Source organism: Coleofasciculus sp. D1-CHI-01 (assembly GCF_040218875.1).
GTDB lineage: Bacteria > Cyanobacteriota > Cyanobacteriia > Cyanobacteriales > Coleofasciculaceae > Coleofasciculus.
The window spans coordinates 15,693-33,324 of sequence record NZ_JAVJQP010000048.1 but is presented as its reverse complement, the minus strand read 5'-3'; the positions used below and the strand labels follow the sequence as shown (position 1 = coordinate 33,324).

14 protein-coding genes, 2 pseudogenes and 1 riboswitch are annotated in these 17,632 nt (G+C 46.1%); of the genes and pseudogenes, 9 read left to right on the top strand and 7 right to left on the bottom strand.

The features are described from left to right. Positions 1-7: 7 nt before the first annotated feature. The 5 genes and pseudogenes from RIB93_RS08880 to RIB93_RS08860 form a co-directional block, all read right to left on the bottom strand. A pseudogene (locus RIB93_RS08880) lies at positions 8-1,256 on the bottom strand (RNA-guided endonuclease InsQ/TnpB family protein). 41 nt (positions 1,257-1,297) lie between these two features. Further along, entirely contained in the window at positions 1,298-3,205 is a 1,908-nt protein-coding gene (locus RIB93_RS08875) for an alpha/beta hydrolase (RefSeq protein ID WP_446372321.1), read from the bottom strand. A 377-nt stretch (positions 3,206-3,582) separates the two neighbouring features. Then, positions 3,583-3,879: a hypothetical protein gene (locus tag RIB93_RS08870; RefSeq protein WP_446372319.1), complete on the bottom strand. Its 297-nt coding sequence runs from the start codon at positions 3,877-3,879 to the stop codon at positions 3,583-3,585. 135 nt (positions 3,880-4,014) lie between these two features. Continuing rightward, complete coding sequence (locus tag RIB93_RS08865) at positions 4,015-5,079, bottom strand: ABC transporter permease (RefSeq protein ID WP_446372317.1); 1,065 nt, start codon at positions 5,077-5,079, stop codon at positions 4,015-4,017. 30 nt (positions 5,080-5,109) lie between these two features. Next, a complete protein-coding gene (locus RIB93_RS08860; protein ID WP_446372315.1) occupies positions 5,110-5,628 on the bottom strand; it encodes an adenine phosphoribosyltransferase in 519 nt (172 codons plus the stop codon). Positions 5,629-6,000: 372 nt separating this feature from the next. On the opposite strand from RIB93_RS08860, the gene RIB93_RS08855 reads away from it, so the two are divergent. Both RIB93_RS08855 and RIB93_RS08850 read left to right on the top strand, forming a co-directional pair. After that, a complete protein-coding gene (locus RIB93_RS08855; protein ID WP_446372313.1) occupies positions 6,001-6,627 on the top strand; it encodes a DUF3038 domain-containing protein in 627 nt (208 codons plus the stop codon). A 79-nt stretch (positions 6,628-6,706) separates the two neighbouring features. Beyond that, on the top strand, positions 6,707-8,146 hold the full coding sequence (locus RIB93_RS08850) for a DUF4335 domain-containing protein (protein ID WP_446372311.1): 1,440 nt from the start codon (positions 6,707-6,709) through the stop codon (positions 8,144-8,146). Positions 8,147-8,877: 731 nt separating this feature from the next. Here the strand turns inward: RIB93_RS08850 and RIB93_RS08845 are convergent. Further along, positions 8,878-12,153 carry an efflux RND transporter permease subunit gene (locus RIB93_RS08845; RefSeq protein WP_446372309.1) on the bottom strand — a complete coding sequence of 1,092 codons (3,276 nt, stop codon included), beginning with the start codon at positions 12,151-12,153 and terminating at the stop codon, positions 8,878-8,880. A 712-nt stretch (positions 12,154-12,865) separates the two neighbouring features. Here RIB93_RS08845 and RIB93_RS08840 point away from each other — a divergent pair. The 7 genes and pseudogenes from RIB93_RS08840 to RIB93_RS08810 all read left to right on the top strand — a co-directional run bounded on the left by RIB93_RS08840 (position 12,866) and on the right by RIB93_RS08810 (position 16,592). After that, positions 12,866-13,444 (top strand): Uma2 family endonuclease, encoded by a 579-nt coding sequence (locus RIB93_RS08840; protein WP_446372307.1) that lies wholly within the window; start codon positions 12,866-12,868, stop codon positions 13,442-13,444. A 21-nt stretch (positions 13,445-13,465) separates the two neighbouring features. After that, positions 13,466-14,011 (top strand): hypothetical protein, encoded by a 546-nt coding sequence (locus RIB93_RS08835; protein ID WP_446343069.1) that lies wholly within the window; start codon positions 13,466-13,468, stop codon positions 14,009-14,011. Between the two features lie 25 nt (positions 14,012-14,036). Beyond that, positions 14,037-14,984: a leucine-rich repeat domain-containing protein gene (locus RIB93_RS08830; protein ID WP_446372305.1), complete on the top strand. Its 948-nt coding sequence runs from the start codon at positions 14,037-14,039 to the stop codon at positions 14,982-14,984. Between the two features lie 12 nt (positions 14,985-14,996). Further along, positions 14,997-15,188, top strand: a pseudogene (locus RIB93_RS08825) (leucine-rich repeat domain-containing protein); the annotation flags it as partial. 227 nt (positions 15,189-15,415) lie between these two features. Continuing rightward, positions 15,416-15,769, top strand: a complete 354-nt coding sequence (locus RIB93_RS08820; protein ID WP_446372303.1) for a calcium-binding protein — start codon at positions 15,416-15,418, stop codon at positions 15,767-15,769. 148 nt (positions 15,770-15,917) lie between these two features. Then, positions 15,918-16,247, top strand: coding sequence for a DUF433 domain-containing protein (locus RIB93_RS08815; protein WP_446343075.1), 330 nt, complete (start codon positions 15,918-15,920; stop codon positions 16,245-16,247). A 3-nt stretch (positions 16,248-16,250) separates the two neighbouring features. Continuing rightward, a complete protein-coding gene (locus tag RIB93_RS08810) occupies positions 16,251-16,592 on the top strand; it encodes a DUF5615 family PIN-like protein (RefSeq protein WP_446343077.1) in 342 nt (113 codons plus the stop codon). 176 nt (positions 16,593-16,768) lie between these two features. Here RIB93_RS08810 and RIB93_RS08805 read toward each other — a convergent pair whose 3' ends face one another. Continuing rightward, the gene (locus tag RIB93_RS08805) at positions 16,769-17,242 is read right to left on the bottom strand and encodes a TspO/MBR family protein (protein WP_446372301.1); all 474 of its coding nucleotides are present in this window, start codon (positions 17,240-17,242) and stop codon (positions 16,769-16,771) included. Positions 17,243-17,415: 173 nt separating this feature from the next. After that, positions 17,416-17,562: riboswitch (cobalamin riboswitch) on the top strand. Positions 17,563-17,632 lie beyond the last annotated feature (70 nt).

The window sequence follows — 17,632 nt, the reverse complement described above, 5'->3', positions numbered from 1 at the left end:
ACTTACTTCATTGAAGTCTGTGTTTCTGACGCTTCCTCGCCCCTAGTTGCTTCATGCTTGGAGCAATCAGTAGAGCTAGGCGGCTCTGCGTCTGAAGAGGTTCGTTCCAAACCCCTTGCCCAAGTCTCATTAACTTGAGCGGCATTAACATCTCTATCTTCGACGTGCTTACAGTCAGGATTAGAGCAAATGTGAACTCTATCGCTCAAAGTCTTAGGCGTTAATTCCCAACATTTAGCGCACCGTTGAGTTGGCTTAAGCGTCCTAGTTGGTGACTCGACATAGAACCCACCTGCCTCAGCCGATTTGTAGGTTAATAAATCACCGACTCTACTAAACCCAACGTCAAGAATAGACCGATTTAACCCGGCTTTTTGTTTCTTACGCTTACCCTTTTTGGCTTTACGAGTCATACCCTTAACGTTTAACTGCTCTCCACCGATTAGACTATTACCGCTCACTATATCGCTGGTTACTTTGTGCAGCCAATCTTCCCGTTGTCGGGCTATCTTGCTCTGAAGTTTAGAGATACGCTTGCGTTCCTTTTTCCATCGTCTCGAACCCAAAACTTTTTTATTCCTATTAGGTGGTCTTTTGCGTCTTAACCGCTTTGAGGCGGCTTTAACCTTCTTATGTCCCTCCTTTATAAAGTCTGGTTTAGCGATTTTTTCACCTGTTGAAAGCGTCACCGCGTCTTTACAGCCAAGGTCGATTCCGATTGAACCCGTACCTGTTTGACGGATTGGGTTGCACTGCACAGTGATTGACGCATACCACAAACCATTTCTGAAAAAGATTGTGCAGGTTGTTGGAGTTCCCCAAGTCCTAGCTTGCCCCCGCATTTGAATCTTTAAACCAAGGTCTCTTAGTTCCAAGTAACCGTTTTTACCGTTAGATAAAGCCTTCCAACCTGCTTTGTCTGGATATGTCCAGCCACTATACCGCCGCTTGGCTTTGAACTTTGGATACTTGGCTAATCCTTTAAAAAATCGCTTATAGGCAAAATCAACCCGCTTTAATGTAGCTTGTAACGTATGAGAACCTAATTCGGCATACTCAATCCAAACTTTCTTAAACTCAGGCAAACAGTTTTGCTGCTCAAGATAATTAACGGGATGACCAAAGCGCTTGTACTGCGTCCTTCGGTTAGCAATTGCCGCGTTATAGAGCTCGCAGTGCATTTTTCTCGCCCAATGAAGCTGGTCACATTGAGCCTTATTTGGGTAAATTCTATAGGTCACTCTACGTGTTTTCATGACTATATTTTACCATAGAAATTTGACAAACTGCGGAATATTTAATTCCTAGTTTGTCTGCTATCCTTCCCCGACTTACTGTCGTTAAAGTCGGGGAATGCCGCAATTACGTTCATAAAATTCGTAAAAATCTGATTCAGTTGTCCTGTGCAGCAATCGGTTTGGGTGAGAACCTGGGGAGAATTGGCAAAGGGTGAAAAAATCTTCCCGATCGCACCGTGATTGAGGGTAGGGAAACGGATGGCAATCTTCTGGTTACTCACACTTAACACTTGGAACCAAGTGGTTAAGCTAGGGGGGAGTTGAGTACTCAGGCGTAAGGATAAGCTGGGAGTGGAAAGTGATTGGGCGTAAGCTGGTGTCAAAAAGGGTTTATAACGTTGGGCTTCAGGCGTTAGCTGTTTAATGAAGGCTAAACTCACGCCTCGAAACAGCCGACGCAGGGGTTCTGCATCTTTATCCGTTAGTTCCGGCACCAAGGTACTGCTGGTTACAGCTTCATTGAGAGTCGCGCGATCGGTGACACTCAAATGAGTCCCCCCCAGCGCCACCAGTAGATACTTGAGTCCACTTAACTGATCAAAGGCGCGAAGTTGGTGTTCCAGAGAGGGGGTAATCGCGTCATTGGTTCCCGTTAACAGCAAGGTGGGAATTTTTACCTCCGCTAGACCCGAACTGCCAAATAAATGTCCAGTAACGGCGTTGAGAGCCATTACCTGAACCACCCGTCGATCGCGTAACTGTACATCGTCTTCCTGTAAGTCTGTGGCAGAACATTGAAACCAGTCAGCGGGTGAGCGTTCTAGAGGACTACGCTTTTGACAAAACTCTCGCAATTCCTCTAGGTCAAGTTGTCCTCCGGCTAAGGCTAAAGCGGTGTAGCCGCCTAGGGAATGACCGATAACGGTAACTTGCTCCGTATTCAATTTGCCCCGTAATGATCCATAGCTTCGATTAATTTTCGCCAGCCGATCCAAGACAAAGCTAACATCCTGAGGACGGTCGATAAACTCCGATGGGGGTAACACCTCTCCAATGTTACTCCTGAGAGAAACCCCACTGAGCCAGCTAAAATTACTGCCGGGATGTTCTATCGCCACAACGGTTAAACCATTAGACGCCAGATGACGCGCTAGGTAGGTTAAAAATTTGCGGTCAGACCCAAAGCCGTGGGAGAGAACAACCAAAGGTCCGGAAGTATTCCTCACCCAGTACACATCCACGGGAATAGCCCGATCGCGATCGCGATCACGTAGCCTCAGGGTACGTTCCCGGACATATTGATAACCGGTCACCGTTGGGTCAAAGTCAGCCGCAAACTCTGGGGTATCCGCCATGGTGAGTTCCTGTTCCAGGATCGGATTAACCACTTGAGATTGTAAGTAAGGCAGATTCATTTGCAGCACAATCGCGATCGCGGATGAAGCATTGATCGTGACCGTCTCTTCGGGGTAAGCTCTTAAAAAACTTAGCACCGACAATCCATTCCCTTGGCGTGCTGCTAAAAATAGAGCCGCTTTTAACTGATCAAGACTGCTATCGGGGAGTACTCTACCAATTTGATCCAGTAAGCGGACGCCATCGGTGGACAGCAGCAAATCATTGATAAATTTCTCCGCCAGATTCGGGTCAAGTTGCAGGCGTCTGTTGAGTACCTGCTGGACTTGGGGAGTGAGTAAGGAACGGTAGGGTGTGAGAGTTGGCGGTAACTCACCCGTCTGCGCCCATTCTTCTAGATCCGCGATTTCCACCGATTGCCGAAACGGTCCTAATTGCAGGGTGACTCGTTCAGCCGCATTCAGCGGAGTGGCAATTCCCCAAGAAATGGCTACGCCGAATAAAAAAATGTGGTGTTTAAGGTTCTGGATTAGCCCTCTGGACTTCACTCCTTTTCTAGGTTGAGGATGCCGAGAGTCCTTACTATCAAACTGATTCACTTGAAACGTCATAATGCACTGATTTAACTGGGGTGTATGAAAAAAGATCTAGAGTTCCCATTAAAGCGACCCAACACCGTCTATATACAGCAGTTTGCTCTGCTATGCGGTACATTGTCGATCCCCCTAAATCCCCCTTAAAAAGGGGGACTTTGATCTACTTCCTGTACTTCATGACAGCGCGAAGCGCTGTAAGTTTCCCTGACCTAGTTATTGCTACCGCAAATAAATACATACAGGGTACGGGTTGAGCAATCATATTTTTATTCATTGTGAACGAATAGCATCCGTCTTCTAGTTTATCTAAAGATAGAATTTGGCGTAATCTTGACTTAATTTATTTTTAGAATTTGGGAAGAATACTTATCCTTAGACGTAAGAAATTGATATCATCCCCCATAAGATAGAAACTCTATTTTGGGAATCAAAGGGTCTTGTACAATCCCTACCCCCTGAAATCCCCAGCGTTGGAGTAATCCTTTTAACTGGGTTCCGGAAACCGACTCAACGGCAAAGCGATCGCTCAGATCGGCGGCGTGGGTATTTAGATAGCTGAGGGCTTCAAACCGTTCGCGAAACATCAATAAGTAACCTGCCCCCATCTCCCTATCTCTAGCGGTAGGCTGGGCAGCCAGATAGCGACCATCAACTCTAGAAAGAATTAAGTAATAGATTTGGCTAAACATTTTGATTAGTCATTCGTCAAAACACTGATTTCACGGATTTATTGGAGAGATTAGGGTAGGGGAGTGAGGGGTTAGTCACACTGATTACACTGAAAGTTAGTTCCCTATATTTGTCATTCGTCGTTCGACTTCCAATTATTTGAGATTTTCGAGGCGAATGCGCGGGTCAACGAATTTGAGCAGCAAATCAGCAAGTAAGTTACCGACAATTAGCATCACCGCCGCCATCATCAAGGCTGCCATCACCAGATAGGTATCTTTAGCTGTGACCGCTTGTAATGTCAATCGCCCTAAACCGGGCCAATTAAAGAAAAATTCAGCAATAAACGCACCACTTAACAAGCTAGCAAATTCAAAACCCAGGATGGTGATTAGGGGATTAATGGCATTCCGTAAGGCATGGACATAGATGACTCGATTTTCTGGAAGTCCCTTGGCACGGGCTGTTTGGATATAATCTTGCCGCAAAATATCCAACATTGCCCCGCGTGTAATCCGTTGAAGTCCGGCAAAACTGGTGATGGAGAGGGCAAGGGTGGGTAGAATCATGTGCCATCCAATATCCAGGACTTTACCAATGGGTGACAAATCGGCATGATTAATACTGGTCATACCACCCACTGGAAACAGCGGTGAGGTGTATTGGGCGATAATTAGCAGCACTAAGGCAGTGATAAAGCTAGGAAAGCCTTGACCAGTATAGCTAATCACCTGTAAAGCGCGATCGGTAAAGCGGCTTTGTTTAACAGCCGCAATAATCCCCAACGGAATCGCGATCGCCCAAGTAACGATAATCGAGGAAATGGCAAGCAGTAAGGTGGCTGGGATGCGTTCCCAGAGTAGAGACGATACAGAACGAAAATAAACAAAACTCTCACCAAAATCGCCCTGAGTCACCACTCGCACCAGCCAGCGCCAATATTGCTTGTAGGCAGGTTGATCCAAGCCAAATTGCTGTCGGAGTTCCTCAATCCGTTCCGGGGAAATCTTGGGATTTTGCCGCAGGGTGTCCAAGTAATTGCCTGGTGACAATTGAATGATGGCAAAACTGAGGGCAGATGCCAGAAATAAGGTTAATAAGGCTTGCAGGAGACGTTTGACGATGTAGAGAAACGTCTCACTGGTGACAATCCGTATAAACCCCGTCCACGCTGCTTCTAAGCCATGGCGAGTTGAAGAATCCTGTGTTGAAGAAGTCATTCGTCCTTATTGCTTTACTGAAGAAAATGCCTAATACTCAACCAAGGTAACAATCGGCGCATCAGGCAGCTTCTGACGCCCCTGTAAATCCCTTAGTTCGATGATAAAACTAAAGCCCACCAGTTCACAGCCAATTTTTTGCACCAGCTTGGCAGTAGCGGCGGCGGTACCTCCGGTGGCGATTAAATCATCGGCAATCAGAATACGACAACCGCAATCAAAGGCATCTTGATGAACTTCTAAGCGATCCATACCATATTCGAGTTCATACTCAATGGTATGCACGGCGGATGGGAGTTTACCCGGTTTACGCACAGGGATAAACCCAGCGCCGAGTTGATAGGCGAGGGGAGGACCAAAAATAAAGCCACGGGATTCGATACCGACAACATAATCTGGTGTGAGTCCCGCCTGTTTACAGGTTTGAGCTAGGAGGTCAATCGTGTACCGTAGTCCATCTGGGTGGCGCAGCAGGGGGGTGATATCCCGAAATACGATTCCAGGTTTGGGAAAATCAGGGATATCCCGAATCAGCGACTTTAAATCCATAGGTAGATAAGGTTCTTGAGCAAAGGGTTTAACAATTTAATCAAGGAAGCAGACTGATTGTGAGTTATTGTGCCATGATCGCATCGGAAAGGGTGGGTCAGTGACTTGTCATTGGCTACCAGCCAAATCGTACACTAGAAATCTAGAGGCTTGAACCATGAGACGGGTTATTCCGGCAAGTGCCTAGCCAATCACCGTACTGGGTGGCGGCGATTCTAGAAGAGCCGCAATTAAGGATGACAATCGCTCAAATTTTTGGTAAATGGCACATAAGCGAAGCTATAAAAGTCAGTTATCCCAGAAATCTCTAATTTAATTGGAAATTCTTTCTGTATAGAAGACGAGTTCACCTACAATCGCTACTTAGATTCAATGATTCTTTCTGTAAGCGTAATGCCGACAAACAGTCCTGATGCCCCATCCCATCCCGTCATTTTAGATAATTTACCCGATCCTGGTATTTCAGATCGGGGATGTCCGTCGCGAAGTCGGCAGCAGATTGACCTGATTTTACTTGCCATTGAAGCGCTGGAACTGGGCGGTTCTGAAGCGATGCTGCTAGTCGCTAAACAGCTAGAACTACAGGATATTATAAATAATCGTGTGGTTCTTTGGCGTCTACGCTGCACCAATCCCTTACGACGCTCTCACACGCGCCGCCCGCTGAACCTAGAAGAAGCGAAAGCCTTAGTGATTATAGCCAGTTATCTGGCTCGCCGGATGACAGTTGTGATCCGACAACTGCTTCTGGCTTATGAACAACTGAGTCAAAAGCAGGTTCCCATCGAACAACATTTTCGCTTGTCCTCTTATCTAGAGCGATTCCGGGCGCATTTCCGCAGCCGGATGAACCCACGACGGGCAAAGGTTTCTGTCTACAATACTGATGAAAAGTTAAATGAGCTAGCCTTGTCGCTGTTAGCGCAGTTGCTGTTTTGTACAGGAACCTCTGGTATGCAGCGATTTTGGATCAGTTTGTTTGATGGAGAAGTCGGATGAACGATCCGATGAAATGGTCGCTCCGCAGATGTCAACTATCGGCATTGGCTATAATATTGGGTTCCATAAGGAAAAAACGATGACAATTCGACGCCAGTACAGTTTGCCCAACTGTACGCTGATCCTAGAGGGATTAAGTGATACAACCGCAGGGGGAGATCAGCTCGATGCTCGTCCCCTGATGACGATTCTGGTTAACGCAGAATGCCGTTTTATGGGTCAGCCGCAACCCATTAGCGGCGGACGAGATTTTTTTGAGAGCTTAGTTCAGTCGGTTAGTCGCTATGCTCAAGAATTTTTGAGTCATATCCCTCACCCCCAACTTGATGGCGCTAAACCGCCTTTAGTGCATTTACAATCACTTCCGGATAAAAACTTGCACCGTTTAAGGGTGGGGCAAACCGCAGAGCCTCTTTCGACTGTTCCGGCTGATTCCCATAGCGCATCCGGGACTTCTGCGGGAGGGATAGATGGCAAAAATCCTGTACAGCTTGATTTAACAACAGTACAGCTATTTGATTTAGTTGAGGCGATCGATCAGTTCCAGGCGGATCAGCGCACGTTGCCCGATCTAAGTGTACCCTTACAAGCGATTTCCCGACGGTATCGCAAAGCCGACCAATCTGTCGCCCAGAGAAGCGCACCTGCTGCGATCGGGGTGACGAGTTTAGCTGTCGCAGCGTTGGCGTTATTTTTGGTACCTGTCCCAGAAGTGCGTCCGCCCAAGCCAGCCTCTGAGTCTGAGGTCACGGAAACAACCTCCCCAACTCCAGATAGCCCAAGTCAGGTAACGCCAACTCCCACCTCAAGTCCCCCGTCAGCGGCTGAACTGGAAAACGAATTAACCTCCAGTCGAGAGATTATCAATCCCACAGAGTTAAGTTATTTGAAGCGTTATCTGCACAGAGAACTTGATCAAGAATGGGATAACCGGGAAGGGTTAAGTCAGAATTTAGAGTATCAGGTTACGGTTGGCGGAGACGGAGATATTTTGGGTTATAAGCCGATTGAGGATACGCCTATTGATAGTGCAGAAAACACGCCTTTACCGGAGTTGAGCTATATTCCTACAGAAGGCGGTACAGCAACTCGCGAAACCTTTGCTTTATTCCGGGTGGTATTTACCCCAGGTGGTGTGTTGCAAATCAGTCCTTGGCAAGGCTATCAGGAAGAACCTGGTTTAGGACCAGAAATCACGGATCGGACGTTACTGAGACGATTAAATAACCAACTCTACGCCACGTTAAATGAACGTTGGCAAGGAACATCGCTATCACGAAGACCATTAAATTACCGAGTGGCTATCACTGAAGATGGCGCGATCGCGGACTACGAACCGACCAATCAACCCGCTTGGGATTATGTAGCGGAAACACCGTTGGCAGAATTAGCTGACCCAGAAGCGGCTGGTATTGGCAATGGGGAAACTGGATTTGTTCCTGACCAACCCTTAGCTCAGTTTCAGGTGGTGTTTAAGCCGAATGGTGTGCTGGAAGTTAGTCCCTTACGGGGATTCTGATGAGATGAGGGAGTTATCAGTTATCAGTAGGGTGGGCAATGCCCACCAGCCTTAAATCAAGCTGGGCGGTTTAAACCGCAGCTACACAGACCAAACCCGCCTTCGCGGGTTATATAGCGCTACGCGCTAGGCAATGGGCAATAGTGAAGAAAAACACTTACCTGACAAGGGATTGAGCGATTTAATTTTTTTTTATTTTGTCCTAACATGTATGCGTAGCGCTACAACAATTATAATTTTCTACTATCTCCCAAAATTTTTATCAAAAAATAGCAGTATTTTTTAAGTATAGTGAGGTACACAGACAGATCCCCGACTTCGTAGGAGTTGTCGGGGATCTTGCTTAAGTAAGTAGGGCTTGCTGCACAACTCCAAAACCCTTATCTATCAAGGCTTTGAGTAGCATGGACATTGACTCATCTTCAAGAACATAAGGTAAAACCCTTTCATATCCTTGCACCGCTATCAGGGAAAATGTATCATTGCTTCCCCTGCTCCCCCGGCTTCCCCGGCTTCCCCGGCTTCCCCTGCTCCCTACCCCACTACAAGACTTATTCAGCAACCCCTAAGTAGGTCGGGCTGAAATCTGCTGTAATCACATTGCCATAGGAAAAGTAAATAAAGCGAATGGCTATGGCAGCCGCTAAGATGGAAATTTATTATATGTACAATACAGTAGAAAACTACCGACAATTGGCAGAGGTTCCAGCGGAACGTCTCTACTTCTGGCTCTACACTGATGCTCTAGTCTTATCCCGGTTTTCTGTTCCCTGGTTCTTTTTCCCTGTTCTTACCCTGGCTCCTTTTTTACGATTCTTATCCCCAAAAGTATCATGAAGCAACGTATAGAAACAGGGAATAATAAATAACGTCAATCCCGTTGCTAGTGATAATCCCGAAAACACAACCACCCCTAACGGTTGTAAAAACTCTGACCCTTGCCCAATCCCTAATGCTAGGGGGAACAAGCCTAACACTGTAGTAATTGTAGTCATCAAAATCGGTCGTAAACGTTGTGGTGCGGCTTGCAAAATGGCGGTTTGGCGGTCAACCTTTTCCCGGTAATAAATTTGATTGGCAAACTCCACCATCACGATCGCGTTATTCACCACAATCCCCACCAGCAGTACCGCCCCCACCAGAACCGTTGCACCCATGGCGGTTTGGGTGACATAGAGTCCCAAAATTCCCCCGGCTAACGCCAAGGGTACAGTCAGCATAATCACTAAGGGGTCAATTAGGGAATTATACTGTACCGCCATCACCACAAACACCATAAATGCCGCTAATCCTCCCAGTATCTTCAGGGAATTTTGCAGTTGCTGATTCGTTTCACTGGCGGAACTGGGTAAGATAGAAACCCCCTCCGGTAAGTCTAATTCTGCTAACACTGCATTGGTTTCCGCTAACGCCTCACTCAGCGTTGCACCTTCATTTAGTGTCCCTGCAATTAAGAACACTTGGCGCTGATTAATTCGCTGAATTTCACCCGGCGCTTGTCCTTGATCAATTGCGGCGACATCACCCAATTTTATTTGGCGATTATTATTGGTAAATAGGGGTAACTCTTTAATCTGAGACACGCGCTGAATCGCCGCTTGATCAAGCTGTACCCGCACATCCACTAAGCGATCACCCCGTTGTAACTGAGTCGATACCGAACCTGCGATCGCGGTTTGAATCGTATCACCAATTTCCTGTGCCGTTAACCCCAATTGGGCGACTCGTTCCCAGTCGGGACGAATTTGAATTTCGGGTTGGCGATTATCTGCATCCGGGCGAAATCGGGCTAAGGTTGCGCGTTCATCTAACGCTTTTAAGACTTGACGCCCTGCGGCTTCTAATTGCTGCGTATTGGTTCCCTGTAAGCCAATATCTAAATCCGCCCCGCGAACCGGGGAATTACTTAAAATAATCCCCCGTACTTCACCGGGACTCAGGCGCAGACGAGTTTGGACTAAATTTAATGTCTGCAATTCTTGATTGACTTGTCCAATAAATGTCTCGACATTACTATCCGATTTCAGCGCAATTGTACTCGTCCCCCGTAACAGGTTTTCTGAGGTATTCCCACCAAACAGAAACCCGCCAGATGTGGTAAAGGCATAGTCGGTTTCCGGTTGCGCCAAGAGAATATCATCCACCGCCATCATCACTTGGCGATTTTGTTCTAGAGTAGTTCCTGGTGGAAATTGGGCAAACATTCTCGCTTGTCCGGTATCAATTCGGGGCAGAATTTCTTGGGGAATTTGACGGGCTAAGGCTAAACTTCCTCCGCCTAAAATTAAAATAGCGAGGGCGATGACTAAAATACGATACCGCAGCACCCGTGCTAGAAACCCTTGGTAACTTCGAGTTGCGGCTTCAAAGCGACGATTAAAAGCTTGTAATAGCCAAAATCGATTTAAACCACTGGATCGAGGAATTGCTAATAGGCGAGACGACAGCATGGGTACTACCGTCAACGCCACCACTAACGACGCGGCGACAGCAAAGCTAATCGTTAAAATTAATTCACTAAACAGGAGGGAGAAAAAGCCACCAATGAGTAAAAAAGGGAGGACAGCAACTAAGTTAGTACTGGTAGACGCAATCAGTGCTGATTCTACCTCTTGGGAACACCGTTCGGCTTGGGAAATGATGGATTGAGGCGGGGCGGGTTTTGTTAAGTTATTGGTTTTTTCCCCATTTTTATCGGTTACATCTGTCCCTACAACCGGATTATCAGACACACCCGCCGCGATGGTTTCTAGCATAACAATCGCATTATCCACGACAATCCCCACACCTAACGCTAATCCGCCTAAACTAAACACATTTAGGGATAAGCCAAATAATTTCATTAAAATCACAGCGGCTAGGGTGGCGAGAGGAATGGCGATGACAATAATTAAAGTTTGCCGCAATGAACCTAAAAACAACAAAACTGCAAACGCGGCTAATGTTGCTCCCACTAACCCCGCACTGGTTACATTGGCAATCGAATTTTGGATGAAAACTGATTCATCCAATGTCGCCACTAATTCAATATCCTCTGTAATTAAACCGGATTGCTTTAGCTGTTCAATGCGTTTTTTCACTCCATTGACAACTTCAATCGTATTCGCATCCGGTTGCTTCTGAATACTAACTTTAACCGCTGGTTCTCCATTCAGAAAGACAAATACCCGTCTATCTTCAGTCCCATCAATTACCTCAGCAAAATCGCGCAGATAGACCCGAAGAGACAGATTGGTGGCGTCGGTATCTGCTATTTCAAAGGACAAATTCCGCAGTTCTGCCGCCTCCTGAAACCGTCCCATGGTTCGCGTCAAAGGTTCCGAATCTTCCCCCCGTAGTCGTCCCCCCGCCACATCTTGATTGCGCTCATCTAGGGCATCTAGGACATCGGTTAAGCCTAATCCTAATCGCTGCAAACGAGTCGGATCAATCAACACCCGAACCTCTTCTGTTACCCCGCCAGACACATCCACTGAGGCGACGCCAGGAACTACACTCAGTTCGCGGCTAAGTTCTTCATCGGCAAAGACGCGCAAATCTACATCGTTTAGGGATGAAGATTTTAGGGCTAATTCATAAACCGGTAATTGAGAGGGGTCAAACTTAAATAAACGCGGTTCTTCGATAATTTCGGGTAAATTTGATTGAGCGCGGTTATACGCCGCTGTTGCATCATTTAGCGCCTGGTCAATATCACCTCCGGGTCGAAAAAACAGGTCTAAACTAATTCGTCCCTCACGAGTTTGGGAGAAGACTTGGATAACGCCCTCAGTCGCGCTTAATCCTTGTTCCAAGGGTTTAGTAATTTCCTCAACCGCTACCTCTGGCGAGATACCGGGCGCTCCCAAGCGTAAGCCAATCCGGGGATAGGTAATCGAGGGTAATAAATCGACCTGAATCTGGAGAATAAAGAATATCCCCAGCACAATTACGGCTAGGGTTAAGACTAGAGTACCGATATGGCGGCGAATCGCGATCGCACTAATACTGAGTTTGTCATTTGTCATTTGTCAAAACACTGATTTCACGGATTTTTTTGAGAGATTGGGGTGGAGAGGTGAGAGGGGAATGACACTGATTTCACGGATTTTTTTGAGAGGTTGGGATAGGGAGGTGAGAGGGTAAGCTGTCATGCATTTAAATTGGGTATTAGTAGCGAGCAAGATGCAAAGCCTGCGGCATGGCTTCGCTAAACGCACTACAATGATTTCGTCATTATAGTGGTTTCGCGAATCGTCATCAGAATTCCCTCTCCAAAATTTCTTCGTGCTAGTCTTTGACCATTATAGGAGTAGCAACCGTTATTCTGGAGGCGTCAAGCAGCAGCCGTCGGTCAGAATTGGAGGACTTATGGCAGGATTTCAAGGAAATGGGCGAGAGGTTGCCTAGGGTCATCCTACCCCTACTGCTACAATCAAAGCACCCCGGAAACGGGAGGGGCATAAGCCCAATCAAGCAACCCTTATGCGTACAGATTAAAAGCACGAGTCTGTAATTGCCCAGACTTTCATGTGAACGCAATACATCGAACGTCAGCAAGTCAATCCAAGGCGGTAGGGGTTTCCATTCAAATATGCAGTCGTGTACACAAGGGAAATGGATACCAACAGCTTCTCAAAGGAAGTCCTGTCGGACTGCTGTTTATGTAAAAGGGCGAATTCCTCCCCATACATAAATGACAGGGGTTTCCATTCGCCCCCTTGCCAACCCTAATTTCCGATGATAGCCACTCCCCAACAATTGCCCAAAATGAGCTTTGAGGACTATCTCGAATGGGAATCTCAGCAAGAGATTCGCTATGAATATGTCAAGGGTGAAGTCTTTGCTATGACAGGCGGTACGATTCCTCATAACGATATTGCTCTCAATCTCTACAGAGCCTTGTATCCTCATCTGCGTTCCAGAAGTTGTCGGGTCAATGTCTCAGATGTGAAGGTGCAAGTGAGTCCGAAGAGCATTTACTACTATCCTGATGTTATCGTCAGTTGCGACCCTGAAGACCTTAACGCTCGCAAGTTTATTCAAAACCCTAAACTTATTGTAGAAGTTCTCTCGCCTGGTACAAGTGCTAAGGATAGAGGGGAAAAATTCACTTACTATTTGAAAATTCCCAGTTTGCAAGAGTATATCTTGATTGACTCGGAAACAATCTCTGTCGAACGTTACTCTCGCGGAGAGGGAAGAATGTGGCTTTACTATCCTTATCAGGCGGGAGATACCATCACTCTATCCAGCATTGAATTTGAATTTCCGATTGAATTGCTCTATGAAGGTATCGTCTTGGAAATAGACGAATAAACGCACAGTTTACAGTTTAAATTGACGGTTAAATTAGACTCGAACACGATCAATGAATTAGTTGAACTGCTCAAACCCTTGATGGAAGATGAGCGCAGCCGTCGCTCGATCCTAATCCTAGCGCTGGATAATGGTGCATCGGTGTTACAACGCATCACTTGGAATGGTGCTGTTGCAACGTTCATCCCGGAGATGGTGGAAAAGCTAGCGGACTATGGCGAAATTGCACCGGGTAAACAAGCACTTTGGGTATTGTTGGAGTGTGTGCGATCGCATTCTGGTATCGATAGTCAACAACGTATCGCTAAACTGCGTCCTCGGATTGATTTAGGATGGCATTCTGAGCGAGTAATGGATACCTCTGATATTGACGCTCTTGTGGAAAACGTGCGATCGCGTCTCCATGATGACATCCAATCCTTACATGGCACAATGGCGCTTTGGGGCGTAGATCATTGGGTACCGTTGGGTGATTTGTTTGTGGATGTGAATATTCTGAAGGAGTTGAGCAAACGATCACATACCCCAACAAATAATCTCCAGATTACTATGGATGGGATAATCTAGAGTTTTACTGTATCAAGTTTAGGAAATGAAATGGATTAGCGCGATCGCCCTCTTCTTAAGTCTATGGGGATGGGGATGGGGGGCTACAATAGCCGCCTCACCCAGTCTACGGAGTTCTTTTAGAGAATGGTGTCTCCAAAGAACCAGTTTATCAGCCTCTTCTCAAAAAACAGTCGAGGTACTGTTGGAACAAACAGGCACAAGTGATTGCTCTCAAGCTGATGAAATTCTGTCAAGTCGCACTGCGCTTGACCTTTTCTCTAAGGAAATAAAAGATGTTCGTCCTCTCTCTGGACTTACCAATCTGACTTGGCTTAACCTCAGCTACAACCAAATAACAGATATCAGTTCTCTTTCTGGACTTACCAATCTGAATTGGCTTTACCTCAACAATAACCGAATAACAGATACCAGTTCTCTTTCTAGACTTACCAATCTGACTTGGCTTGACCTCAGCTACAACCAAATAACAGATATCAGTCCTCTCTCTGGACTTACCAATCTGACTTGGCTTTCCCTCTTCTCTAACCAAATAACAGATATCAGTCCTCTCTCTGGACTTACCAATCTGGACTCGCTTTACCTCAGCTACAACCAAATAACAGATATCAGTCCTCTCTCTGGACTTACCAATCTGAATTGGCTTAACCTCAACAATAACCGAATTAAAAATATCAGTTTCCCGTCTGGACTTACCAATCTAAATCGGCTTAACCTCAACAATAACCGAATCAAAAATATCAGTTCCTTATCTGGACTTACCAATCTGAAGAGGCTTTACCTTAGCGACAACGAAATAACAGATATCAGTTCCCTATCTGTACTTGTCAGTCTGAGGAGGCTTTACCTCAACAATAACCGAATAAAAAATATCAGTTTTCCGTCTGGACTTACCAATCTAACTCAGCTTAATCTCAGCGACAACGAAATAACAGATATTAGTCCTATCTCTGGACTTACAAATCTAACTTAACTTCACCTCAACGATAACCAAATAAAAGATATCAGTTCCCTATCTGAGCTTACCAATCTGACTGAGCTTTACCTCAACAATAACCAAATAAAAGATATAAGTCCTTTCTCTGGACTGACTAATCTGACTGGACTTTTCCTTAGAGACAATCCCATAGCACAGCCAACTTGCCCAATCACTTCTCCAGGTGTTTGCCGTTTCTAAACATAACCTATCATCATTGGAGTATTATAACTGAACAATAGCAATGTTCGAGAAACCTACAAATTTAGAAGAATTTTATCAGGCCCAACAGGTGTGACAATTTTGTCCTGGGTAGAGCTTCTACTTTTAATCCTGTTGGGAGTCGAGATGTTTATTTATGCTGACTTGGCAGAGGGGGGTTAACCTTGAATCTGGGTGTACCATACAGCAACGAAGGAAGTTAGGCTATGGCGAGAGTGGAACGGGATGCAGAGCGAGAAGAGCGGATCACGATGGAAATTGTGGTGGATGCATACAGCCCAGAAGAGCAGGCAATGGGCTGGTACTGCTATTTACAGGACACAATGCAGTTTCCCTTCACAGCCGTCTGCATCAGTAAGCGACGCATTTCCCCCGTGAAAGAAAAGGCAACCGTAGAAGTGGTGGGAATGGCACCAGAGGAGGAGTGTGAACAGGAAATGTTTGTGGAGATTGCCTGGGATGATGATACGCTGGCAGTGCCGTTGATTCAGCTAGAGGCTCCAGAGGCAGATGCAGAAACCCAACAGGCGATCGCAGATTGGCATTACTGGGTGAATTAAGGCTATGAGTTTGGGTAAATTACCCAATTTATGAAGATACTCCAACAAGCAAGGTACAAAATATCAAGACTCCCGCTAGCCGTGTAGACGCGATGCCCCATAGCGCGATCGCTACAATAAAAGTAATTTGCAATTATCCCTGTACTCTATGACTCGTCAGGAACTGGAACATCAGCTTCTTCGCCTATCCCCTGCTGACAAAGCAGACATCATTCAGAGTCTGACCAAAACCCTGAGAACGGGCGGCAAAGGAATCAGCAACACTCCTGGTATTTGTGGTGGAGAAGCCTGTATTGCCGGAACCCGAATTGCCGTTTGGTTATTAGTTGAAGCCCAACAGCTTGGCATCAGTGAAGCCCAACTCCTGCAAGACTATCCTCACATCAGTGCAGCTGATCTGGTCAATGCTTGGGCGTATGCTGATGGTCATCCCGAAGAAATTGCAGCAGCGATTCGCGCCAATAATGAGGTTGTCTAGCCAATGGCACGTTTGTATGCTGATGAGCAGTTTCCACGGGACGTTAGTGAACGGCTTCGGACAATGGGACATGATGTCTTGACCGTGCAGGAAGCTGGAAATGCTAACCTAGGAATTCCTGATGAAGATGTATTAGCATTTGCTATCAGCAATAATCGGATAGTTATCACCCTCAATCGCCAGGATTTTATCCGATTACACAGAATTAATACTGATCATTCAGGGATTATTGTTTGTACAAATGATCCGAATCGACCTCGTATGGCAACTCGTATCAACGAAGCAATCACAGCAGAAGAATCCTTGGCAGGTAAATTAATTCGTGTGATACGCCCTAGCCGTTAAAACTTGGTTACAGAAGCGTTGGCAGATACCTGTTTCATCTAATTAACAATATTAATCCATTTAAATTGGGTCGGGTCGCCCTTTACTCAATCGACAAACTGCGTCCTCTGATTGATGTGTTATCGGTTAGGCTAAGGCACTCAAATTTGAGAGCGATCGCCTGCTTCAATCCATACCTATTCCGCTTCCGGATTCAGTCGAATCATCGCCCAAGTCGTGTAGGTTCCAATCGGACTCCAAATAATATAAGGCAACAGCAAAACCGATGCCCAAACTGAGATAGGATAAACTAAAAGTGCCAAAATAATACTCAATATAGCCCCCGTACCCCCAATCATCGTACCCACCTTGAGACTGCGAAGTCGGCACATTACTGGCGTATAGGCAATTGTTACTATTTCCAACAGCAAATATAATCCCAAAACCAGCCACGTTTGAGGACGCCCTGGATTACTTTCCCATACCATATAAGCTGACCATCCTCCACAAATAAAAACCACTGTCCAGATGAAAGGAATCGCCGGCTCAAATGTCAACCATCGGGGGCGGCGCAGGCGGTTGAACCATCGGACATCATCGGACGTTAACCAGTTACCAGCAAACGCCACTAGCAAGGTTACAGTCCCAATTACTATCCAGGATTTAATCATGTTCTCCCCTGTGAAAATCCCACGACATTGGGTGATTATGCCTAGTTTGATAGATTGAGCTAATCATCCCTATAAAACCAGCTTATCCTTTTGGTACAGGTTTTGTGGTCAGGAAGAAATCACGCCACTGAGGGAAAAGCGAAAAAGGGTAGTCCTTGCCGAACCGACATGGTAAAGTATTAATCTCGGTCGGTTCTAATGGGGAGCAGCCATTAGAGGTAACGGGGAAAGTTCGGTGTAAATCCGGCGCTGTCCCGCAACTGTGACGAAATGAGTCCTTGTTTCTAAGTCAGAATGCCCACCGACAGATAACTTTTCGATGATTCATCTGCGAGGTACGGATGGGAGTTCAAACATTATTGCCAAAATTCAGACGGTTAAAGCAAATAT